16 protein-coding genes are annotated in these 17,774 nt (G+C 71.3%); 7 read left to right on the top strand and 9 right to left on the bottom strand.

Annotation, left to right across the window (positions count from 1 at the left end):
* Positions 1-55: 55 nt before the first annotated feature.
* Positions 56-1,486 carry a class II fumarate hydratase gene (locus AB0J57_RS10655; protein ID WP_366127667.1) on the bottom strand — a complete coding sequence of 477 codons (1,431 nt, stop codon included), beginning with the start codon at positions 1,484-1,486 and terminating at the stop codon, positions 56-58.
* Between the two features lie 102 nt (positions 1,487-1,588).
* On the opposite strand from AB0J57_RS10655, the gene AB0J57_RS10650 reads away from it, so the two are divergent.
* A complete protein-coding gene (locus AB0J57_RS10650; RefSeq protein WP_366127666.1) occupies positions 1,589-3,136 on the top strand; it encodes a ricin-type beta-trefoil lectin domain protein in 1,548 nt (515 codons plus the stop codon).
* 63 nt (positions 3,137-3,199) lie between these two features.
* Here the strand turns inward: AB0J57_RS10650 and AB0J57_RS10645 are convergent, their stop codons facing one another.
* On the bottom strand, positions 3,200-4,867 hold the full coding sequence (locus tag AB0J57_RS10645; RefSeq protein ID WP_366127665.1) for a fumarate hydratase: 1,668 nt from the start codon (positions 4,865-4,867) through the stop codon (positions 3,200-3,202).
* 205 nt (positions 4,868-5,072) lie between these two features.
* On the opposite strand from AB0J57_RS10645, the gene AB0J57_RS10640 reads away from it, so the two are divergent.
* On the top strand, positions 5,073-5,738 hold the full coding sequence (locus AB0J57_RS10640) for a DUF1707 domain-containing protein (RefSeq protein ID WP_366127664.1): 666 nt from the start codon (positions 5,073-5,075) through the stop codon (positions 5,736-5,738).
* A gap of 135 nt (positions 5,739-5,873) precedes the next feature.
* The gene (locus AB0J57_RS10635) at positions 5,874-6,251 is read left to right on the top strand and encodes a WhiB family transcriptional regulator (RefSeq protein ID WP_126883698.1); all 378 of its coding nucleotides are present in this window, start codon (positions 5,874-5,876) and stop codon (positions 6,249-6,251) included.
* A gap of 308 nt (positions 6,252-6,559) precedes the next feature.
* Here AB0J57_RS10635 and glpX read toward each other — a convergent pair whose 3' ends face one another.
* Positions 6,560-7,591, bottom strand: a complete 1,032-nt coding sequence (glpX, locus tag AB0J57_RS10630; RefSeq protein WP_031078366.1) for a class II fructose-bisphosphatase — start codon at positions 7,589-7,591, stop codon at positions 6,560-6,562.
* A gap of 136 nt (positions 7,592-7,727) precedes the next feature.
* Between glpX and AB0J57_RS10625 the strand changes: the two genes are divergently transcribed.
* Positions 7,728-8,246 carry a DUF4245 domain-containing protein gene (locus AB0J57_RS10625; RefSeq protein WP_366127828.1) on the top strand — a complete coding sequence of 173 codons (519 nt, stop codon included), beginning with the start codon at positions 7,728-7,730 and terminating at the stop codon, positions 8,244-8,246.
* Between the two features lie 112 nt (positions 8,247-8,358).
* Here AB0J57_RS10625 and AB0J57_RS10620 read toward each other — a convergent pair whose 3' ends face one another.
* The 4 genes from AB0J57_RS10620 to AB0J57_RS10605 form a co-directional block, all read right to left on the bottom strand.
* The gene (locus AB0J57_RS10620; RefSeq protein ID WP_366127663.1) at positions 8,359-8,949 is read right to left on the bottom strand and encodes a malonic semialdehyde reductase; all 591 of its coding nucleotides are present in this window, start codon (positions 8,947-8,949) and stop codon (positions 8,359-8,361) included.
* Between the two features lie 123 nt (positions 8,950-9,072).
* Positions 9,073-9,309, bottom strand: coding sequence for an exodeoxyribonuclease VII small subunit (locus AB0J57_RS10615; protein WP_366127662.1), 237 nt, complete (start codon positions 9,307-9,309; stop codon positions 9,073-9,075).
* 10 nt (positions 9,310-9,319) lie between these two features.
* A complete protein-coding gene (gene xseA, locus AB0J57_RS10610; RefSeq protein WP_366127661.1) occupies positions 9,320-10,549 on the bottom strand; it encodes an exodeoxyribonuclease VII large subunit in 1,230 nt (409 codons plus the stop codon).
* 51 nt (positions 10,550-10,600) lie between these two features.
* Positions 10,601-11,974, bottom strand: a complete 1,374-nt coding sequence (locus AB0J57_RS10605; protein WP_366127660.1) for an APC family permease — start codon at positions 11,972-11,974, stop codon at positions 10,601-10,603.
* 64 nt (positions 11,975-12,038) lie between these two features.
* On the opposite strand from AB0J57_RS10605, the gene AB0J57_RS10600 reads away from it, so the two are divergent.
* Together AB0J57_RS10600 and ppgK are read left to right on the top strand one after the other, a co-directional pair.
* Complete coding sequence (locus tag AB0J57_RS10600; protein ID WP_366127659.1) at positions 12,039-13,037, top strand: 4-hydroxy-3-methylbut-2-enyl diphosphate reductase; 999 nt, start codon at positions 12,039-12,041, stop codon at positions 13,035-13,037.
* Positions 13,038-13,081: 44 nt separating this feature from the next.
* On the top strand, positions 13,082-13,822 hold the full coding sequence (ppgK, locus tag AB0J57_RS10595) for a polyphosphate--glucose phosphotransferase (protein ID WP_366127658.1): 741 nt from the start codon (positions 13,082-13,084) through the stop codon (positions 13,820-13,822).
* Between the two features lie 21 nt (positions 13,823-13,843).
* Here the strand turns inward: ppgK and AB0J57_RS10590 are convergent, their stop codons facing one another.
* Positions 13,844-14,284, bottom strand: coding sequence for a DUF6542 domain-containing protein (locus AB0J57_RS10590; RefSeq protein WP_366127827.1), 441 nt, complete (start codon positions 14,282-14,284; stop codon positions 13,844-13,846).
* 503 nt (positions 14,285-14,787) lie between these two features.
* Between AB0J57_RS10590 and ychF the strand changes: the two genes are divergently transcribed.
* Positions 14,788-15,876, top strand: coding sequence for a redox-regulated ATPase YchF (ychF, locus tag AB0J57_RS10585; protein WP_366127657.1), 1,089 nt, complete (start codon positions 14,788-14,790; stop codon positions 15,874-15,876).
* Positions 15,877-15,989: 113 nt separating this feature from the next.
* Here ychF and AB0J57_RS10580 read toward each other — a convergent pair whose 3' ends face one another.
* On the bottom strand, positions 15,990-17,618 hold the full coding sequence (locus AB0J57_RS10580) for a PucR family transcriptional regulator (protein WP_366127656.1): 1,629 nt from the start codon (positions 17,616-17,618) through the stop codon (positions 15,990-15,992).
* Positions 17,619-17,774: the final 156 nt, after the last annotated feature.

Below are 17,774 nucleotides of genomic sequence, written 5' to 3'. Positions count from 1 at the left end.
CCCCGCCGCGACGCAGATCACGGGCGGCGGGGGCGGCGACGTAGGAAACTCCAGGTCACGGGCGGGTCATACGCAGTACGTCGAGGGCCTCGTCGAGCTGCTGGAGCGTCAGGTCACCCCGCTCCACGTACCCCGATTCGATGACGACCTCGCGGATCGTCTTCCGCTCGGCGAGGGACTTCTTGGCGACCTTCGCCGCCTCCTCGTAGCCGATGTACTTGTTGAGGGGGGTCACGACGGACGGGGAGGACTCGGCGTACTCGCGGGCCCGCTCCACGTTGGCGGTGATGCCGTCGACGGTACGGTCCGCCAGCAGCCGCGCGGCATTGGCCAGGAGCCGGATGGACTCCAGCAGGTTCTTGGCGATGACCGGGAGCATGACGTTCAGCTCGAAGTTCCCGGCGGCGCCCGCGGCCGCGACCGTGGCGTCGTTCCCGGTCACCTGGGCGGCGACCATCAGGACCGCCTCCGGGATCACCGGGTTGACCTTGCCGGGCATGATCGACGAGCCGGGCTGGAGGTCGGGGAGGTTGATCTCGGCCAGACCGGTGCGGGGCCCGGACGCCATCCACCGGAGGTCGTTGGAGATCTTGGTGAGCGAGACCGCGATCGTACGGAGCTGTCCGGACGTCTCGACGAGCCCGTCGCGTGCGCCCTGGGCCTCGAAGTGGTCGCGGGCCTCGGTCAGCGGCAGCCCGGTGGTGCGGGCGACCTCGGCGATGACGGCGGCGGAGAAGCCGGGCGGGGTGTTGATGCCGGTGCCGACCGCCGTGCCGCCCAGTGGCAGTTCGGCGAGGCGCGGCAGCGAGCCCCGCAGCCGTTCGACGCCGTACCGGACCTGCGCGGCGTAGCCGCCGAACTCCTGGCCGAGAGTCACTGGTGTCGCGTCCATCAGATGCGTACGACCGGACTTGACGACGTCCGCGAATTCGGCCGATTTCCGCCCCAGCGCGGCGGCCAGGTGCTCCAGGGCCGGGATGAGGTCATGGGTGACGGCGGCCGTGGCGGCGATGTGGATGGAGGAGGGGAAGACGTCGTTGGACGACTGGGACGCGTTGACGTGGTCGTTGGGGTGGACCGCCAACGGGCGGCGCTCGCCGGGCCGCTCGCCGACCGGCTCGCCGAGGCGCTCGCCGGCGAGGGTGGCCAGCACCTCGTTCATGTTCATGTTGGAGGACGTGCCGGAGCCGGTCTGGAAGACGTCGACCGGGAAGTGCTCGTCCCAGCGGCCCTCCGCCACCTCGGCGGCCGCCTCCTGGATGGCGCCGGCGATGTCCTTGTCCAGGACGCCCAGCTCCGCGTTGACCTTGGCGGCGGCGGCCTTGATCCGGGCCAGGGCCTCGATGTGGGCGCGCTCAAGGCGCTGCCCCGAGACGGGGAAGTTCTCCACCGCCCGCTGGGTCTGGGCCCGCCACTTGGCGTGGGCCGGGACGCGCACCTCTCCCATGGAGTCGTGCTCGATCCGGTAGTCCGGCTCATCCGTCATGTCAACCTCCCGCAAAAGTTGAGCACTTGTCTTGTTCTGCGTATTCCCAAGCTCAGTACCGGCCAGTAAAAACCGTGGGTAACCCCACTTCCAGGAGGCGCAATGACGCGCACCAGAACCAGAGCCAGGTTCGGACTCCGATGTACGGTCGCCGTGGCCGCCGCCCTCGCGGCCGCCCTCGGCGGGACGACGGCGGCCGGCGCGGCGGACACCGCGGCCGGCACCGCCGACGCGCCCCGTACCACCGCATCCGTACCACTGTCGCCCGAGCTGGAGGCGATCCGCGCCGCCGAGGCCACCAAGCTGTACGGTTCTCCCGCCGAACGGCCGCTCGCCGACCGCAAGACCGGCCTGATATCGCTGGGCGACAGCGAGATCTCCGGCGAGGGCGTCGGCACGTACGAGCCCCCGACCAACGGCCCCGACAACTGGTGCCACCGCTCGCCCGAGGCCGCCATCCACCGCACCGGCATCCCCGCCGACGTCACCTACAACGTCTCCTGCTCCGGCGCCGCCACGCCGAACATCCGCATCGGCGGCAGCAAGCAGTACGCCGACGAGCTCGTCCAGAGCGACAACCTCGCCATCAAGGCCCGCAACACCCGCATCAAGATGGTGCTGCTGGTGGCCGGCGCCAACGACGACCTCCAGTTCGGCCCCGTGATGACCGACTGCGTCACCCGCTACCTCACCCTCCAGGGCCCCTGCGAGCCCAAGTACGCCCCCGGCTGGCAGGCACGGGTCGACGGCCTCGTCCCCAAGGTCGAGCAGACCATCCGCGACCTGCGCACCGTGATGCGCGACGCCGGGTACGCCGACGGCGACTACAAGCTCGTCGTCATGGGCTACCCGAGCCCCATCGGCCCCGACTTCCACGACAACCCGAACTTCCCCGGCAAACTGGCCTGCGGCGGCCTCGGCTACGACTCCGACACCGTCTGGGGCCGCAACACCGCCGTACCCGCCTTCGAACGCGGTATGCGGCGCGCGGCGGCGAACACCGGAGCCGTGTACCTCGACAACTCGCGGCTCTTCCACGGGCACGAGGTCTGCATGGAGGACACCTGGGCGCGCGGCCTCTACATCGACCTGTCCAAGCCCGGCATGCCGGACGAGAACTCCGTCCGGCAGTCCTTCCACCCCAACGCGGCCGGGCACGCCGCCTTCGCCTCCTGCCTGACCCAGCTCTACAACGCGGGCGTACGCGAGGCCGGTTGCGCCGACCCGGCGTCGACGGGCAAGGCGGTGCTGCTCCCGGGGGCGTGGGACGACAAGTTCAGGCCACTGCGCAACGAGGCCACCGGCACGTGCGTGGACGTCACCGGCGCGGTCACCCGCAACGGCACGGCGGTCGGCGGCTGGGACTGCCACACGGGACGGAACCAGGACTGGTGGTACGACCCGGCGCGCGGCTCCCTCCACACGGCGCTGACCCACGACCGGTGCCTGGACGTCCCGGGCGCCGCCTACCAGGCGGGCAAGGCCCTGGTCCTGTGGAACTGCTCGGGCGTGGCCAACCAGAAGTTCGTCCGCCAGGGCACCACGCTCCGCCCGGCGGCGGCGACGTCCCTGTGCCTCACGCTGGGCGCGGCGAAGGACCCGCTGCGGCTCCAGGCGTGTGACGGCACGGCGAAGCAGCGGTTCGCGTAGCACCCGATACGCGCATGGGCCCGGCCACCGGGAGGGCGGCCGGGCCCGTAGGGCACCGTGTGGTTACGCCAGGCCGGGGCCGCGCACCGGGATCGACGTGAACGTCGGCGCCGGGGCCGGGTCCTGGAAGAAGTCGTTGCCCTTGTCGTCCACCACGATGAACGCCGGGAAGTCCTCGACCTCGATCTTCCAGACCGCCTCCATGCCGAGTTCCTCGTACTCGACGACCTCGACCTTCTTGATGCAGTCCTGCGCGAGGCGGGCGGCCGGGCCGCCGATCGAGCCCAGGTAGAAGCCGCCGTGCGCGTTGCAGGCGTCGGTGACCTGCTTGGAGCGGTTGCCCTTGGCCAGCATGACCTTGGAGCCGCCCGCCGCCTGGAACTGCTCGACGTACGAGTCCATGCGCCCGGCCGTCGTCGGGCCGAAGGAACCGGAGGCGTAGCCCTCGGGGGTCTTGGCCGGACCCGCGTAGTAGACCGGGTGGTCCTTCAGGTACTGCGGCATCTCCTCGCCCGCGTCCAGCCGCTCCTTGATCTTGGCGTGCGCGATGTCGCGCGCCACGACCAGCGGGCCGGTCAGCGACAGCCGGGTCTTGACCGGGTACTTGGTCAGCTCGGCGAGGATGTCGTCCATCGGCTGGTTGAGGTCGATCTTGACGACGTCGCCTTCCTCCGCGAGGTGCTCGTCCGTCGTGTCCGGCAGGAAGCGCGCCGGGTCGGTCTCGAGCTGCTCCAGGAAGACGCCCTCGGCAGTGATCTTCGCGACGGCCTGGCGGTCGGCCGAGCACGACACGGCGATCGCGACCGGGCAGGACGCGCCGTGCCGGGGCAGGCGGACCACGCGGACGTCGTGGCAGAAGTACTTGCCGCCGAACTGCGCGCCGATGCCGATCTTCTGCGTCAGCTCGAAGACCTTCTCCTCCAGCTCCTTGTCCCGGAAGCCGTGGCCGAGGACCGAGCCCTCGTCCGGCAGCTCGTCCAGGTAGTGCGCGGAGGCGTACTTCGCGGTCTTGAGCGCGTACTCGGCGCTCGTGCCGCCGACGACGATCGCGAGGTGGTACGGCGGGCACGCGGCCGTACCGAGGGAGCGGATCTTCTCCTCCAGGAACTTCATCATGGAGGCCTCGTTGAGGACCGCCTTGGTCTCCTGGTAGAGGAACGACTTGTTGGCCGAGCCGCCGCCCTTGGCCATGAAGAGGAACTTGTACGCGCCGCCGTCGGTCGCGTACAGCTCGATCTGGGCGGGGAGGTTGGAGCCGGTGTTCTTCTCCTCCCACATGGTGAGCGGAGCCATCTGCGAATAGCGCAGGTTGAGGTTCTTGTACGCGTCGTAGATGCCGCGCGACAGGGCCTTCTCGTCCTCACCTTCGGTGAGGACGTTCTGGCCGCGCTTGCCCATGACGATCGCCGTGCCGGTGTCCTGGCACATGGGCAGCACGCCGGCCGCCGCGATGTTGGCGTTCTTGAGGAGGTCGAGCGCGACGAACTTGTCGTTGCTCGACGCCTCCGGGTCGTCGATGATCTTGCGGAGCTGCGCGAGGTGCGCGGGGCGGAGGTAGTGCTGGATGTCGTGGATCGCCTCTTCGGCGAGCTTGCGCAGCGCCTCCGGCTCGACCTTGAGGAACGTACGGCCGTCGGCCTCGAAGGTGGAGACACCCTCGGCGGTCACCAGGCGGTAGGGCGTGGTGTCCTCTCCCAGCGGGAGCAGATCGGAGTACGCAAACTCTGGCATTACGGCCATTCCTCACTCGGCAGACAGCAGCGCGGCCTCCATTGGCAGCGCGCCCACAAGCGTAGAACGCCCGGAGCCGCCCGAACCTGTGAGGTAAGGCTCAGTCGCCGGCACCGATTGCGCCGGTTCGTCGTCTCGCGCCGTCTCGCCTCGCCTCGCCCCTGCCCCTAGTCGCGATGTATCGCGTTTCGCTAGGCTGGCTTCCGTGGACCTCGAAAAGCAGCCCCAGAAGCCGGCCGTGCCCGCCGAACCGCCCGCCATCCGGGCCTCGGACGCCGACCGGGACCGGATCGCGGACATCCTCCGGGACGCCCTGGCCGAGGGCCGGATCGACGCGGAGGAGCACGGGGAACGCGTCGAAGCCGCCTACCGTGCCAAGACGCTCGGCGAGCTCGAACCCCTCGTCCGGGACCTGCCCGCCGCCCGCCCCGACCGGGAGCCGGCGCGGCAGCCGCACGCCTACGAGCCGGAGGACCCCGCCGTCCCGGACGACAGGCTGATCGCCGTCTTCTCCAGCGCCACGAGGAAGGGCCGCTGGCGCGTCGGGCGGCGGACCCACGCCTTCTCGGTCTTCGGCAGCGTCGAGATCGACCTCACCGAGGCGATCTTCACGCAGCGGCTGACCACGATCAACGCCACCTCGGTCTTCGGCAACGTCGAAATCCGCGTCCCCGAGAACATCACGCTGCGCGGCGGCGGCTCCGGCATCCTCGGCAACTTCGAGGTGACCACCCTGGAGGCCACCGACCCCGAGGCCCCGGTCGTCGTGATCAACGGATTCGCGGTCCTCGGCAACGTCGAGGCACGGCCGAAACGCGGCAAGCGGATCGCCGACCTCCACGGCAAACTCCGCAAGCACATGGGTGGTTGACGGGCCGCGGCCGGTTTCTCCTGGTCATGATTCCGCGGTGCGGAACGGAGTGCCACGCAGTGCATAGGCCCGCGCACAGCGGGTAGGGCTTGCTGCATCGTCTCTCGCTCGCGAAGCCGTCGTCAGGAGTAGACCGTGCTGCAACTGCCGCATCAGCCCCTCCAGGTCGCCGCCGCCGTCCCCTCCCAGAGCGTTCCGGCGCGGGAGGACCAGGCCGGTCCGTGGCACACGGAGGCGGTGTGCCGCCGGGACGAAGCAGGCTTGTTCTTCGCCCCGTCCAAGGAGCCCACGGCCGCCCGGCTGGCGCGCGAGGAGGCCGCGAAGCGGGTCTGCGCCCGCTGCCCGGTCATGGTCGAGTGCCGGGAGCACGCGCTGCTCCAGCCCGAGCCGTACGGCGTGTGGGGCGGCCTGACGGCGGCCGAGCGGCGCGTCGTCCTGGCCCGGCGGAGGCGGCGCGAGGTGGAGCTGAAGAAGGCGGCCTCCACGGGCCCACGCATCGCCGCCGCCGGCTGACTCCGGCGCCGGCCGGCCCGTCGCGGGCTGATCCGCCGCTGGGTGACCCCGGGTGCCGACGGGTCCCGTAGCCGGCTCGTCCCGCTGGCGGCCGGCTTCGCCGCTCGCCGGGCCCGTCGCCGGCTGATTCGCCGTCCGCGTCACGCCCCGGTCGGCCCCGGTCGCCGAGCGCGCGCGGGGCGCGAGCGTGTGGGCCGCAGGGCGCGCGGGGCGCGAGGCTTTGGCCCCCGGGCGTGCGGGGAGGGGCGCTCCCACCGCACATGGGGGCGCCCCTCTTCGTATCCCTGCCCGGTTTCCCCTTCGCCGGGCTACTTCGCGCGGTCGAAGTCGATCTGGCTGTACGCGCGCAGCTTCGACAGCCGGTGCGTCGAGTCGATCTGCCGGATCGTGCCCGACTTCGAGCGCATGACCAGCGACGAGGTCGTCGCCGTCTCGGCGCGGTAGCGCACGCCGCGCAGCAGCTCGCCGTCCGTGATGCCGGTCGCGACGAAGAAGACGTTGTCACCGCTGACCAGGTCGTTCGTGGACAGGACCCGGTCCAGGTCGTGGCCCGCGTCGATGGCGCGCTGCCGCTCCTCGTCGTCCTTGGGCCACAGCTTGCCCTGGATGACACCGCCCAGGCACTTGATCGCGCAGGCGCTGATGATGCCCTCGGGCGTACCGCCGATGCCCATCAGCAGGTCCACGCCGGTGCCCTCGCGCACCGCCATGATCGAACCGGCCACGTCGCCGTCCGAGATGAACTTGATGCGCGCGCCCGTCTCGCGGATCTCCTTGACGATGCCCTCGTGGCGCGGGCGGTCCAGGATGACGACGGTGACGTCCTCGGGCGAGGAGTGCTTCGCCTTGGCGACCCGGCGGATGTTCACGGACACCGGGGCGTTGATGTCGACGTAGTCGGCGGCCTCCGGGCCGGTGACCAGCTTGTCCATGTAGAAGACGGCGGACGGGTCGAACATCGTGCCGCGGTCGGCCGCCGCCAGCACGGCGATCGCGTTGGGCATGCCCTTGGCGGTGAGCGTGGTGCCGTCGATCGGGTCCACGGCGATGTCGCACTCGGCGCCGGTGCCGTCGCCGACCCGCTCGCCGTTGAACAGCATCGGGGCCTCGTCCTTCTCGCCCTCGCCGATCACGACGACACCGTTCATCGACACGGTGGAGACGAGGGTCCGCATGGCCCGTACCGCCGCGCCGTCGGCGCCGTTCTTGTCGCCACGGCCGACCCAGCGGCCGGCGGCCATGGCGGCGGCCTCGGTCACCCGGACCAGCTCGAGGGCCAGGTTGCGGTCGGGAGCCTCGGGTGACACCTCGAGCTCGGACGGCAGATGATTGTCGGTCATCGGAACGCACCTTTCTGTACGGCGACGGCCGCAAGTGAAGAGGGTGCTGCGACTCTATCGGTAGGTCGACATATTGAGCAGAGGGGCCCACGTATGAGCAGGCCAGGCTGATGCGACCATAGGGGGCGTGGCAGGTATGCGTGGCAAGCAGACAGTGCGCGGGATGTTCCAGTCGATGGCGGTCATCTGCGCTGCGGCGGGCGTGATCTATCTCTTCGTCCCGCACGACGACAAGGCGGACCCGATCAAGCCGGTCGACTACCGGGTCGAGCTGGTGACGGCGCAGCGGGCGGCGCCGTACCCGGTCCTGGCGCCGGAGGGCCTCGCCAAGGACTGGACGCCGACCTCGGTCGCGTACGACCGCGAGGACGGCGACGCCTGGCACCTGGGCTTCCTGACCCCGGACCGGCAGTACGTGGCGGTGGAGCAGTCGACGACGGCCCCGGAGAAGTACATCGCCGAGGTGACCCACGAGGCCCGGGACACTGGCCGGACGCACCAGGTGGCGGGCCGGACCTGGCAGCGCTGGGAGGGCCCGAAGTACGACGCGCTGGTGCTGCGCGAGAAGGGCGTCACCACGGTCGTGACCGGTACGGCGACGCAGGAGCAGCTCGCGCGGATGGCGATGGCGCTCCAGCCGGCGAAGAAGGCCTGACAACCGGACGTCGGCCGCGCGCAACGGCGACGGCCCCGGGCACCAGGGGGGATGGTGCTCGGGGCCGTCGGTCTGTGGACCCGGTCTTTGGGCCGTCGTCGATCAGGCGGCGTCAGACGGTGGTGACGACCTCGTCGTAGGGGAGGCGCGGGCTGCGCGGGAACCAGGCGTCGTCGCCCGGCTTGCCGATGTTGACGATCATCAGCGGGGTGTGGTCGTCGTTGAGGAATTCCTTCTGCACGCCCGCGAAGTCGAAGCCCGTCATGGGACCGGCGGCCAGGCCGGCGGCGCGGACACCCACGATGAAGTACGCGGCCTGGAGCGCGGCGTTCAGACCGGCGGCCCGCTCGCGGACCGGGCGCTCGGCGAAGAACACGTCCTTGGCCTGCGGGAAGTGCGGGAACAGGGCCGGGAGCTCCTCGTGGAACTCGTTGTCGGCGGCGAGGATCGCGACCAGCGGCGCCGACGCGGTCTTGGCGCGGTTGCCCTCCGCCATGTGCGGGATCAGGCGCTCGCGGGCCTCCTCGGAGCGGACGAGGACGATGCGCAGCGGCGACTGGTTGAACGCCGTCGGCCCGTACTTGACCAGGTCGTAGATCGCCTGGACCTGCTCCTCGGTCACCGGCTCGTCGGAGAAGGTGTTCGCGGTGCGGGCCTCACGGAAGAGGAGGTCCTGGGCGGCGGGGTCAAGAGCGAGGGACATGCTGCGGGCCTTTCGAGCGTGCAAAGGATCAAGCGGTGACTCCACCGTACGCCCGAGATAGGTTAAGTTTCAACTAAACGAGGCCCGTGCGGCCCGTGAGACCCCTCACAGGGGAACGCGCGGTCAGTCCTCCCGCTCGGCCGGGGCCCCGGCCTCCTGCTCGGCCAGCGCCGCGTCCAGGCGGGCGCGGGCGCCCTCCAGCCAGCGGCGGCACACCTTCGCCAGCTCCTCGCCCCGCTCCCACAGGGCCAGCGACTCCTCCAGCGTCGTGCCGCCCGCCTCCAGCTTGCGCACGACCTCGATCAGCTCGTCGCGCGCCTGCTCGTACCCGATCGCCGTTTCCGTCGTGTTGGCTGCCATGCGCACCACCCTACGGGCGGGGTACGACAACGTCGGAGGCCACGCGCACATGGAAGTCGCCCTCCGCGACCCGGGCCCGCAGCTCCTCGTCCGGCGAGACCTCGGCCGGTGACCGGACCACCGCCCCGTCCGCGCGTTGCAGCACCGCGTACCCGCGCTCCAGCGTCGCCGCCGGCGAGAGCGACACCACGCGCGCGTGGGTGTGGGCCAGCTCCGAGTCGGCCCGGTCCAGGCAGTGGCCCAGCACCCGGCGGCTGCGCGCCAGCAGGGCGTCCACCTCCGCCTCCCGCTCCTCGACCATCCGCTGCGGGTGCTCCATGACCGGCCGGGCCAGCGCGTGTGCCAGGCCCCGCTCCTCGCGGTCGATCAGCCCCTGCACCGTACGCAGCGCCCGGTCGCGCAGCGCCTGCACCCGGTCCAGCTCCTCGCCCACGTCCGGGACGACCTTCTTGGCGGCGTCCGTCGGCGTGGACGCCCGCAGGTCCGCCACCAGGTCCAGCAGCGGCGTGTCCGGTTCGTGGCCGATCGCGGACACCACCGGCGTACGGCACTCGGCGACCGCCCGGACGAGCTGCTCGTCGGAGAACGGCAGCAGGTCCTCCACGCTGCCGCCACCGCGCGCGACGATGATCACGTCCACGTCCGGCAGCTCGTCCAGCTCCTTGACCGCCTGCACCACCTGCGGCACGGCATGGACGCCCTGCACCGCCACGTTGCGCACCTCGAACCGGACGGCAGGCCAGCGGCGCCGGGCGACCTCCAGCACGTCGCGCTCGGCCGCCGACGCCCGGCCGCACACCAGGCCGATGAGCTGCGGCAGGAAGGGCACCGGCTTCTTGCGGTCGAGCGCGAACAGCCCCTCCGCGCCCAGGGACCGCTTCAGCATCTCCAGCCGGGCGAGCAGCTCGCCGATCCCGACCGGCTTTATCTCCGCCGCCCGCAGCGACAACTGCCCGCGCGGCGCGTACCACTCCGGCTTGGCGTGCACCACGACCCGGGCGCCCTCGGACACGACGTCCGCGACCGCGTCGAAGACCTGCCGGTAGCAGGTGACGCTCACTGAGATGTCGTACGACGGGTCGCGCAGCGTCATGAACACCACCCCGGCACCCGGCCGCCGCGAGAGCTGGGTGATCTGCCCCTCGACCCAGACGGCACCGAGCCGGTCGATCCAGCCCCCGATGAGCCGCGACACCTCACCGACGGGCAGGGGAGCTTCGGCAGACGTATTGAGACCCATGCAGGCGAGCGTACGCGCCCCCTACGACAACACCCCCGCCCCTGCCGTGCCTCATCGAGCCGCGTCCACCCCGTCCCTCCGCCCCCACTGCACCGCGAGCACCACCAGGCCCACCGCCAGCCACAGTGAGCCCACCACCAGGGCCGAGGTGGCCGCCTCCACGATGACGGCGATCAGGATCACCGCGCCCACCACCGGCAGGACCACGTGCCGCAGCCAGTGCGGCGGCGCCCCCGTCCCCGCCCTCCGTACCGCGAACCACCCCACCACGCTCGCGTGCAGCAGCACGAACGCCGTCAGCGCCCCGATGTCCACCACCGACACCAGGTGGTCCATCCCGTCGTCGCGCCGCGCCGCCCACACGGCCGCCACCATCGTGACCGCCGCGGCCAGCAGCAGCGCCACGCGCGGCACGCCCGCGTCCGTACGCGACAGCACGCGCGGCAGCCGCCGGTCGCGGGCCATCGCGAACAGCAGCCGCCCGGCCGCCGCCTGGCCCGCCAGCGCAGCGAACGCCGCGCCGATCGCCTTGCTCGTCGCCACCAGGTCGTGCAGCCAGGCCCCGACCGAGGCGTTCACGGCGTCGTAGAACGCCGAACCCTGCCGCGCCGGCTCCGCCGCCAGCTCCGCCGACGACACCGGCTCCAGCAGTGCCACCAGATACGTCTGCGCCACGAACAGCACCCCCGCCAGCGCCAGGCAGAACAGCACCGCCCGCGCGACCTTCGCCGAGCCCCCCGTCACCTCCTCCGCGAACGACGCGATCGCGTCGAAGCCCAGGTACGACAGCACCGCCACGGACACCGCGCCCAGCACCGCGCCCAGGGAGAAGCCCACGTCCCCGGTCAGCGGCGACAGCCAGCCGCGCTGCGCCCCGTCCCGTACCAGCACCACGACCGCCGACACCACGAACACCAGCAGCACGACGATCTCCATCGCCAGCACCGCGAACCCGACCCGCGCGGCCGCCCGCACGCCCCACAGGTTGAGCAGCGTGGTGACCACCACCGCGAGCGCCGTCCACACCCACCGGTTCACGGCCGGCACCAGCGCCTCCATGGCGATGCCCGCGAAGAGGTACGCCACGGCCGGGATCAGCAGGTAGTCGAGCATCGCCATCCACCCGGCGATGAACCCCGGCCCTTCCCCCAGCCCCTTGCGCGCGTACGCGAAGACCGACCCCGCCTGCGGGGCCACCCGGACCATCTGGGCGTAACTGAAAGCGGTGAACGCCATCGCCACCGTCGCCACCACGTAGACCAGCGCGACGGCACCGTGCGACCGGGCGTCCAGGGTCCCGAAGATGCCGACGGGCGCCATGGGGGCGATGAAGAGCAGCCCGTACACGACGAGGTCCCGGAAGCCGAGCTCCCGCCGCAGCGCTGTGTGCTCGTCCGTCTTCCGCGTACTGGTGGTGCCGGCCATGCCCCCCAGTCTCAGCCACCTGGCGGATCTTCCCCCGCTCATACACGCCCTTACGATGGGGGACATGACTGCTACGCCTGCCAGCCCGTCGTCCGACAAGCGCGTCCTCCTCGCCGCTCCGCGTGGCTACTGCGCGGGCGTGGACCGTGCCGTGATCGCCGTGGAGAAGGCTCTGGAGCAGTACGGCTCGCCGATCTACGTCCGGCACGAGATCGTGCACAACAAGTACGTCGTGCAGACCCTGGAGAAGAAGGGCGCCATCTTCGTCGACGAGACGGCGGAGGTCCCCGAGGGGTCGATCGTGATGTTCTCCGCGCACGGCGTGGCGCCGACCGTCCACCAGGAGGCCGCCGAGCGCAAGCTCGCGACGATCGACGCGACCTGCCCCCTGGTCACCAAGGTCCACAAGGAGGCGGTCCGGTTCGCCAACGAGGACTTCGACATCCTCCTGATCGGCCACGAGGGCCACGAGGAGGTCATCGGCACCTCCGGCGAGGCCCCGGACCACATCACGCTGGTCGACGGCCCGGACGACGTCGAGAACGTCACCGTGCGGGACGAGAGCAAGGTCGTCTGGCTGTCCCAGACCACCCTCTCGGTCGACGAGACCATGGAGACGGTCGACAAGCTGAAGGAGAAGTTCCCCAAGCTGATCTCCCCGCCGAGCGACGACATCTGCTACGCCACGCAGAACCGCCAGACGGCCGTCAAGCAGATGGGCGCCGAGGCGGACCTGGTCATCGTCGTCGGCTCGAAGAACTCCTCCAACTCCGTCCGGCTCGTCGAGGTCGCCCTCGGCGCGGGCGCGAAGGACGCCCACCTGGTGGACTTCGCCGACGAGATCGACGAGGCGTGGCTGGACGGCGTCTCCACGGTCGGCGTCACCTCCGGCGCCTCCGTCCCCGAGGTGCTCGTCGAGGGCGTCCTGGAGTGGCTGGCGCAGCGCGGTTTCGAGGACGTGGAGATCGTGAAGGCCGCCGAGGAGTCGATCACCTTCTCGCTGCCCAAGGAGCTGCGCCGGGACCTGCGCGCCGAGGCCGCCGCTCTCCACAAGAAGCAGTGAACAAGTAGCGGTAACTGTCAGCGGCTCGCCGTAACGTTGAGTCCATGAACGTCTTCGGAGTGGACATCGGCGGGTCGGGGATCAAGGGCGCTCCCGTGGACCTGGAGCGCGGAGATCTGGCCGAGCCCCGCCACAAGGTACTGACACCGCAGCCCGCGACACCCGACGGTGTCGCGGGCTGCGTCGCCGAGGTCGTCGGACATTTCGGCTGGTCGGGCCCCATCGGCGTCACCTTCCCCGGTGTCGTCACGGGCTCCGTCATCCGTACGGCGGCGAACGTCGACAAGAGCTGGGTCGGCGTCGACGCGGCCGCGCTGCTCGGCGACCGGCTGCGCGGGATGCCGATCACCGTCCTCAATGACGCCGACGCGGCCGGGATCGCGGAGATGACGTTCGGCGCGGGGCGCGGCCGCAAGGGCACGGTGATCGTGCTGACCTTCGGCACCGGGATCGGCAGCGCGGTCTTCACCGACGGCAGGCTGGTGCCCAATACGGAGCTGGGGCATCTGGAGCTGGACGGCCACGAGGCCGAGAAGCGGGCGTCGACGAAGGTCAAGGACGACAAGGACCTGAGCTGGGAGGACTGGGCGCACCGGGTGAAGAAGTACCTGGCCCATGTCGAGATGCTGTTCTCGCCGGAGCTCTTCATCGTCGGCGGCGGCGTCAGCCGCAAGGCGGAGAAGTTCCTGCCGCTGATCAAGGGCATCCGCGCCGAGATCGTCCCGGCGGAGCTCCAGAACAACGCGGGCATCGTGGGCGCGGCGATGGCCGCCGCGGCCCGCTGACACCGCTTCCCGGGCGGTACGTCAGCGCTGGGTGGCGCGGGCGGCGGCGGCCGCCGCGGTCCGCTGCCGCCGGCCCATCTGCCGCACCTTCCGTACGGAGGTGATGAGGCCGGCCACCAGCGTGCCGCCGTACAGCCAGCCGGCCTGTACGGCGAGCGCGGTCACCACGGCCATGGTCCGGCCGCCGAAGCCGCCGGTGCCCCCGGCGATCGGTACGACGCCGACGGCGAACGCGATGGGCACGCTGATCGGCGCGGTGACCAGATCGGCGGCGCGCACCCACAGCGCGGTCAGGGCACTGATGGGCAGGAAGAGGAGCCCGTACACCAGCGGGGAGCCGTCGAACAGCAGCCAGTCGAGGCAGCCGAGCAGGAACATCGACCCGGACGCGAAGAGCCCGGCGCCGAGGCCGGTCAGCCGGGGGCCGGGCAGTCGGCGCAGCGCGAGCACCACGGGCGGCACCGCCCGCCGCCCCGGCCTGCCTCCCGGCCGCCTGGGCCCGCCACCGGGCTTGCCCCCGGGCCCGCCACCGCCGGGACCGCCCGGGCCGCCGGACCCGCCACCACCGGTGGGCCGGCCACCGCCGACGGGCACGGCCTTGCCGCCCGCTCTGGCGGGTGGCCGCGCCGGACGTGTCCCGACGGGGCGGACGCCCGCACCGTCGATGAGCGCGCCCTGCGGCAGGGCGGCCGGGGCCGCCGGGGGCGCCGCCGGGGGCGCCGACGCGGCCGGGCCCGCGGGGGACTGCGCCCGCTGCCGGCGCTGAGGGGGACTGTTCCTGTGCTGCTCCACCTGGACAACGTAGGTCGGGAGGGGCCGGGAATCCGGCATGAGACACGCGCTTTGGACGACCTTGGCCGAGAGTTCGCCCCGTGGCCGTCCCCCGGCTGCCGTCGCTGCCCGCTCCGCCGCGCCCGTAAACTGGGGGGTCGGCCCACCATCCTCACTTCTAGGAAGTCGCCAACGTGTCGCTCACGATCGGAATCGTCGGCCTGCCGAATGTCGGCAAGTCGACCCTGTTCAACGCCCTGACCAAGAACGACGTGCTGGCGGCCAACTACCCGTTCGCCACCATCGAGCCCAACGTCGGCGTCGTCGGCGTCCCCGACGCCCGGCTCGCCAAGCTGGCGGAGATCTTCAACTCGCAGCGCGTCCTGCCGGCCACGGTCGACTTCGTCGACATCGCGGGCATCGTGCGCGGCGCGAGCGAGGGCGAGGGCCTGGGCAACAAGTTCCTGGCGAACATCCGCGAGTCGGACGCGATCTGCCAGGTCATCCGCGCCTTCAAGGACGAGAACGTCGTCCACGTCGACGGCAAGGTCTCGCCCAAGGACGACATCGAGACGATCAACACCGAGCTGATCCTCGCCGACCTCCAGACCATCGAGAAGGTCCTGCCGCGCCTCCAGAAGGAGTCCCGGATCAAGAAGGACGTCGCCCCCAAGGTGGCGGCGGTCGAGGCGGCCAAGGAGATCCTGGAGAAGGGCGACACCCTCTTCTCGCAGGGCATCGTCCAGGGCAGCGACAAGGCAGAGCTCCTCCACGACCTGCACCTGCTCACCACCAAGCCGTTCCTCTACGTCTTCAACGTCGACGAGGACGAGCTGATGGACGACGCCTTCAAGGACGAGCAGCGCGCCCTGGTCGCCCCGGCCGAGGCGATCTTCCTCAACGCCAAGCTGGAGGCCGACCTCGCCGAGCTCGACGAGGAGGACGCCATGGAGCTCCTCCAGTCCGTCGGCGCCGAGGAACCCGGCCTCGCCACCCTCGCCCGCGTCGGCTTCGACACCCTGGGCCTCCAGACCTACCTGACGGCCGGTCCCAAGGAGGCCCGCGCCTGGACCATCAAGAAGGGCGCGACGGCCCCCGAGGCGGCCGGTGTCATCCACACCGACTTCCAGAAGGGCTTCATCAAGGCCGAGGTCATCCACTTCGCGGACCTGATCGCCGCCGGCTCGGTCGCCGACGCCCGCGCCGCAGGCAAGGCCCGCATGGAGGGCAAGGACTACGTGATGCAGGACGGCGACGTGGTGGAGTTCCGCTTCAACGTCTGACCCGTCTGGCGAAAGGCCGTCTGACCTGCGGTGGAGCGGGTCAGGCGGCCTTTTGCGGTCCGCAGACGCCTTGTTGACGGCGGCCGGCCTGTCCCGGCAGCCGGCACCTCGGTTCAGCCGGCTCTCAGGGCCGCGAGGAAGTCGAGTCGGGTTTCGAGTCGGGCCAGGTCGCGGCCGGTGAGGTGTTCGATGCGGGTGATGCGGTGGCGGAGGGAGTTGACGTGGAGGTGGAGGCGGGCGGCGCACTTGGTCCAGGAGGCGTCGCAGTCGAGGAAGGCCTCAAGGGTGGGGAGCAGGTCGGTTCGGTGGCGGCTGTCGTGGTCGCGTAGGGGGCCGAGGAGGCGGGCGGCGAAGGCGTGCCGGGTCGCGGCCGGGATGAGGGGGAGCAGCGACAGGATGTGCGAGGTGAGGTCGTCGGGGCCGCGCACGGTCACGCGGTCCGGGCCGTCGTGGGCGAGCCGCAGCGCGGTGCGGGCGTCGTCGAGCGCTCGGCGGGCGTTCCCGGGGGCGTCCACGGGGGAGCTGAGGCCGATGGAGACGCTGTCCGCCGGGCCGAGCCAGCGCGCGAGTACCGCGGAGAGTCTCTGCTGGAGGGCGGCGTGGTCGAGGGTCGGTCCGGGCTCGGGCACGAGTACGAAGAGCACGGCATGGTCGTCGTCGTCGACGGTGGCGGCGATGTCGTCCGGCGATACCGGTACCGGGCCGTCCGGCTGGATCAGGGCCTCTTCCAGGAGTACGCGCAGGGCCGGTGCGGGGATGGGGCCGCTGCCGGGCCGCTCTCCCTTGGCGACCACGAACTGGCAGCGCTGCCACGTGTAGCACTCGCTGACGAGGGCCTGCGCGGTGCTGCTCAGCCGGATGGGGATCTCGTCGGCCGGGACGCGGCTGTACAGCAGGTCGAGGAGTCGGCGGGCAAGGTCGTTGAGCGCCGCCTTCCCCGCCTCGTGGGCGGATCGCGCGTCGGCGACCAGTTCGGCGATCCGGTCGAGGAGTTCCACATCCGTCGCTGGCAGGTCCGACGTGTCGGCCGCCACGACGAGCAGCCAGTCACCCAGCTCGGCGGCCTCCCCCGCCGTGGCGTCGCCTACCGGCACGAGAGAGTAGAGCCGCTCGCCGATCGTGACCCGGTGGGGAGCCGCCTCACGCGCGCGGCGCGCGGCGAGGTACCGCGCGGACAGTGCCACCGCCGTCCTGGCACGCAGCGGAGGGTGTGACCCCGCGACCTGACGTCCCGTCGCGGACAGGACGCGCACGTCGAGGCCGAGGCTGTTGCGCAGGAGCTCCAGTACGGAGTCCGGGCCGCCCTGGTCGGTGAGGAGCCGTCGATGGCGTTCGACCACGGCGGCGAGGCTGCCGACATCCTGGCGGTGCAGACGGCGCAGTACGTGGTCGGTGATCGCGGTGAACGAGGTCTCCGGCCGTACGGCGATGAGCGGGAGGCCGTGGCGGCGGCAGGCGCGTACGAGGTCGTCCGGGACGCGCCCGTGTTCGACCTCGCCGGCGGCGAGGGCCGTGACGCCCGCTCGGTCGAGGACGCGTACGAACGACTCGGCGTCTCCGTCCTCCCGCCACCAGGCAAGCCCGGTCAGGACGAGTTCGCCGCCGGTGAGGAAGCGGCCGGGGTCGGCCAGGTCGATGGTCGGGACAGCACGAATGGCTCGATCCATCACGCCGTCGCCGGCGTCCGGGCCCACGAGCAGCAGCCCCAGCTCGTCGACGTCCAAGAGTTCGCGTAGCCGCATGATCGCCACTGTCTCACGCGGCGCTGCTGTGCGGAACATGAATCGTCGCAGTTCACCGGCGTGAGGCGGTGGGAAAGCACGGTCGTCCACAGGTGACGGAGAAGCCGGTTTCGAGCGATCGGTGACTGCCTCGTCCCCTTGATCGCGCTGTCTACT

Origin of the sequence: Streptomyces sp. NPDC049837 (genome assembly GCF_040674455.1) — a bacterium.
Classification (GTDB): Bacteria; Actinomycetota; Actinomycetes; order Streptomycetales; family Streptomycetaceae; genus Streptomyces.
This window is presented reverse-complemented; position numbering and strand designations above follow the sequence as displayed.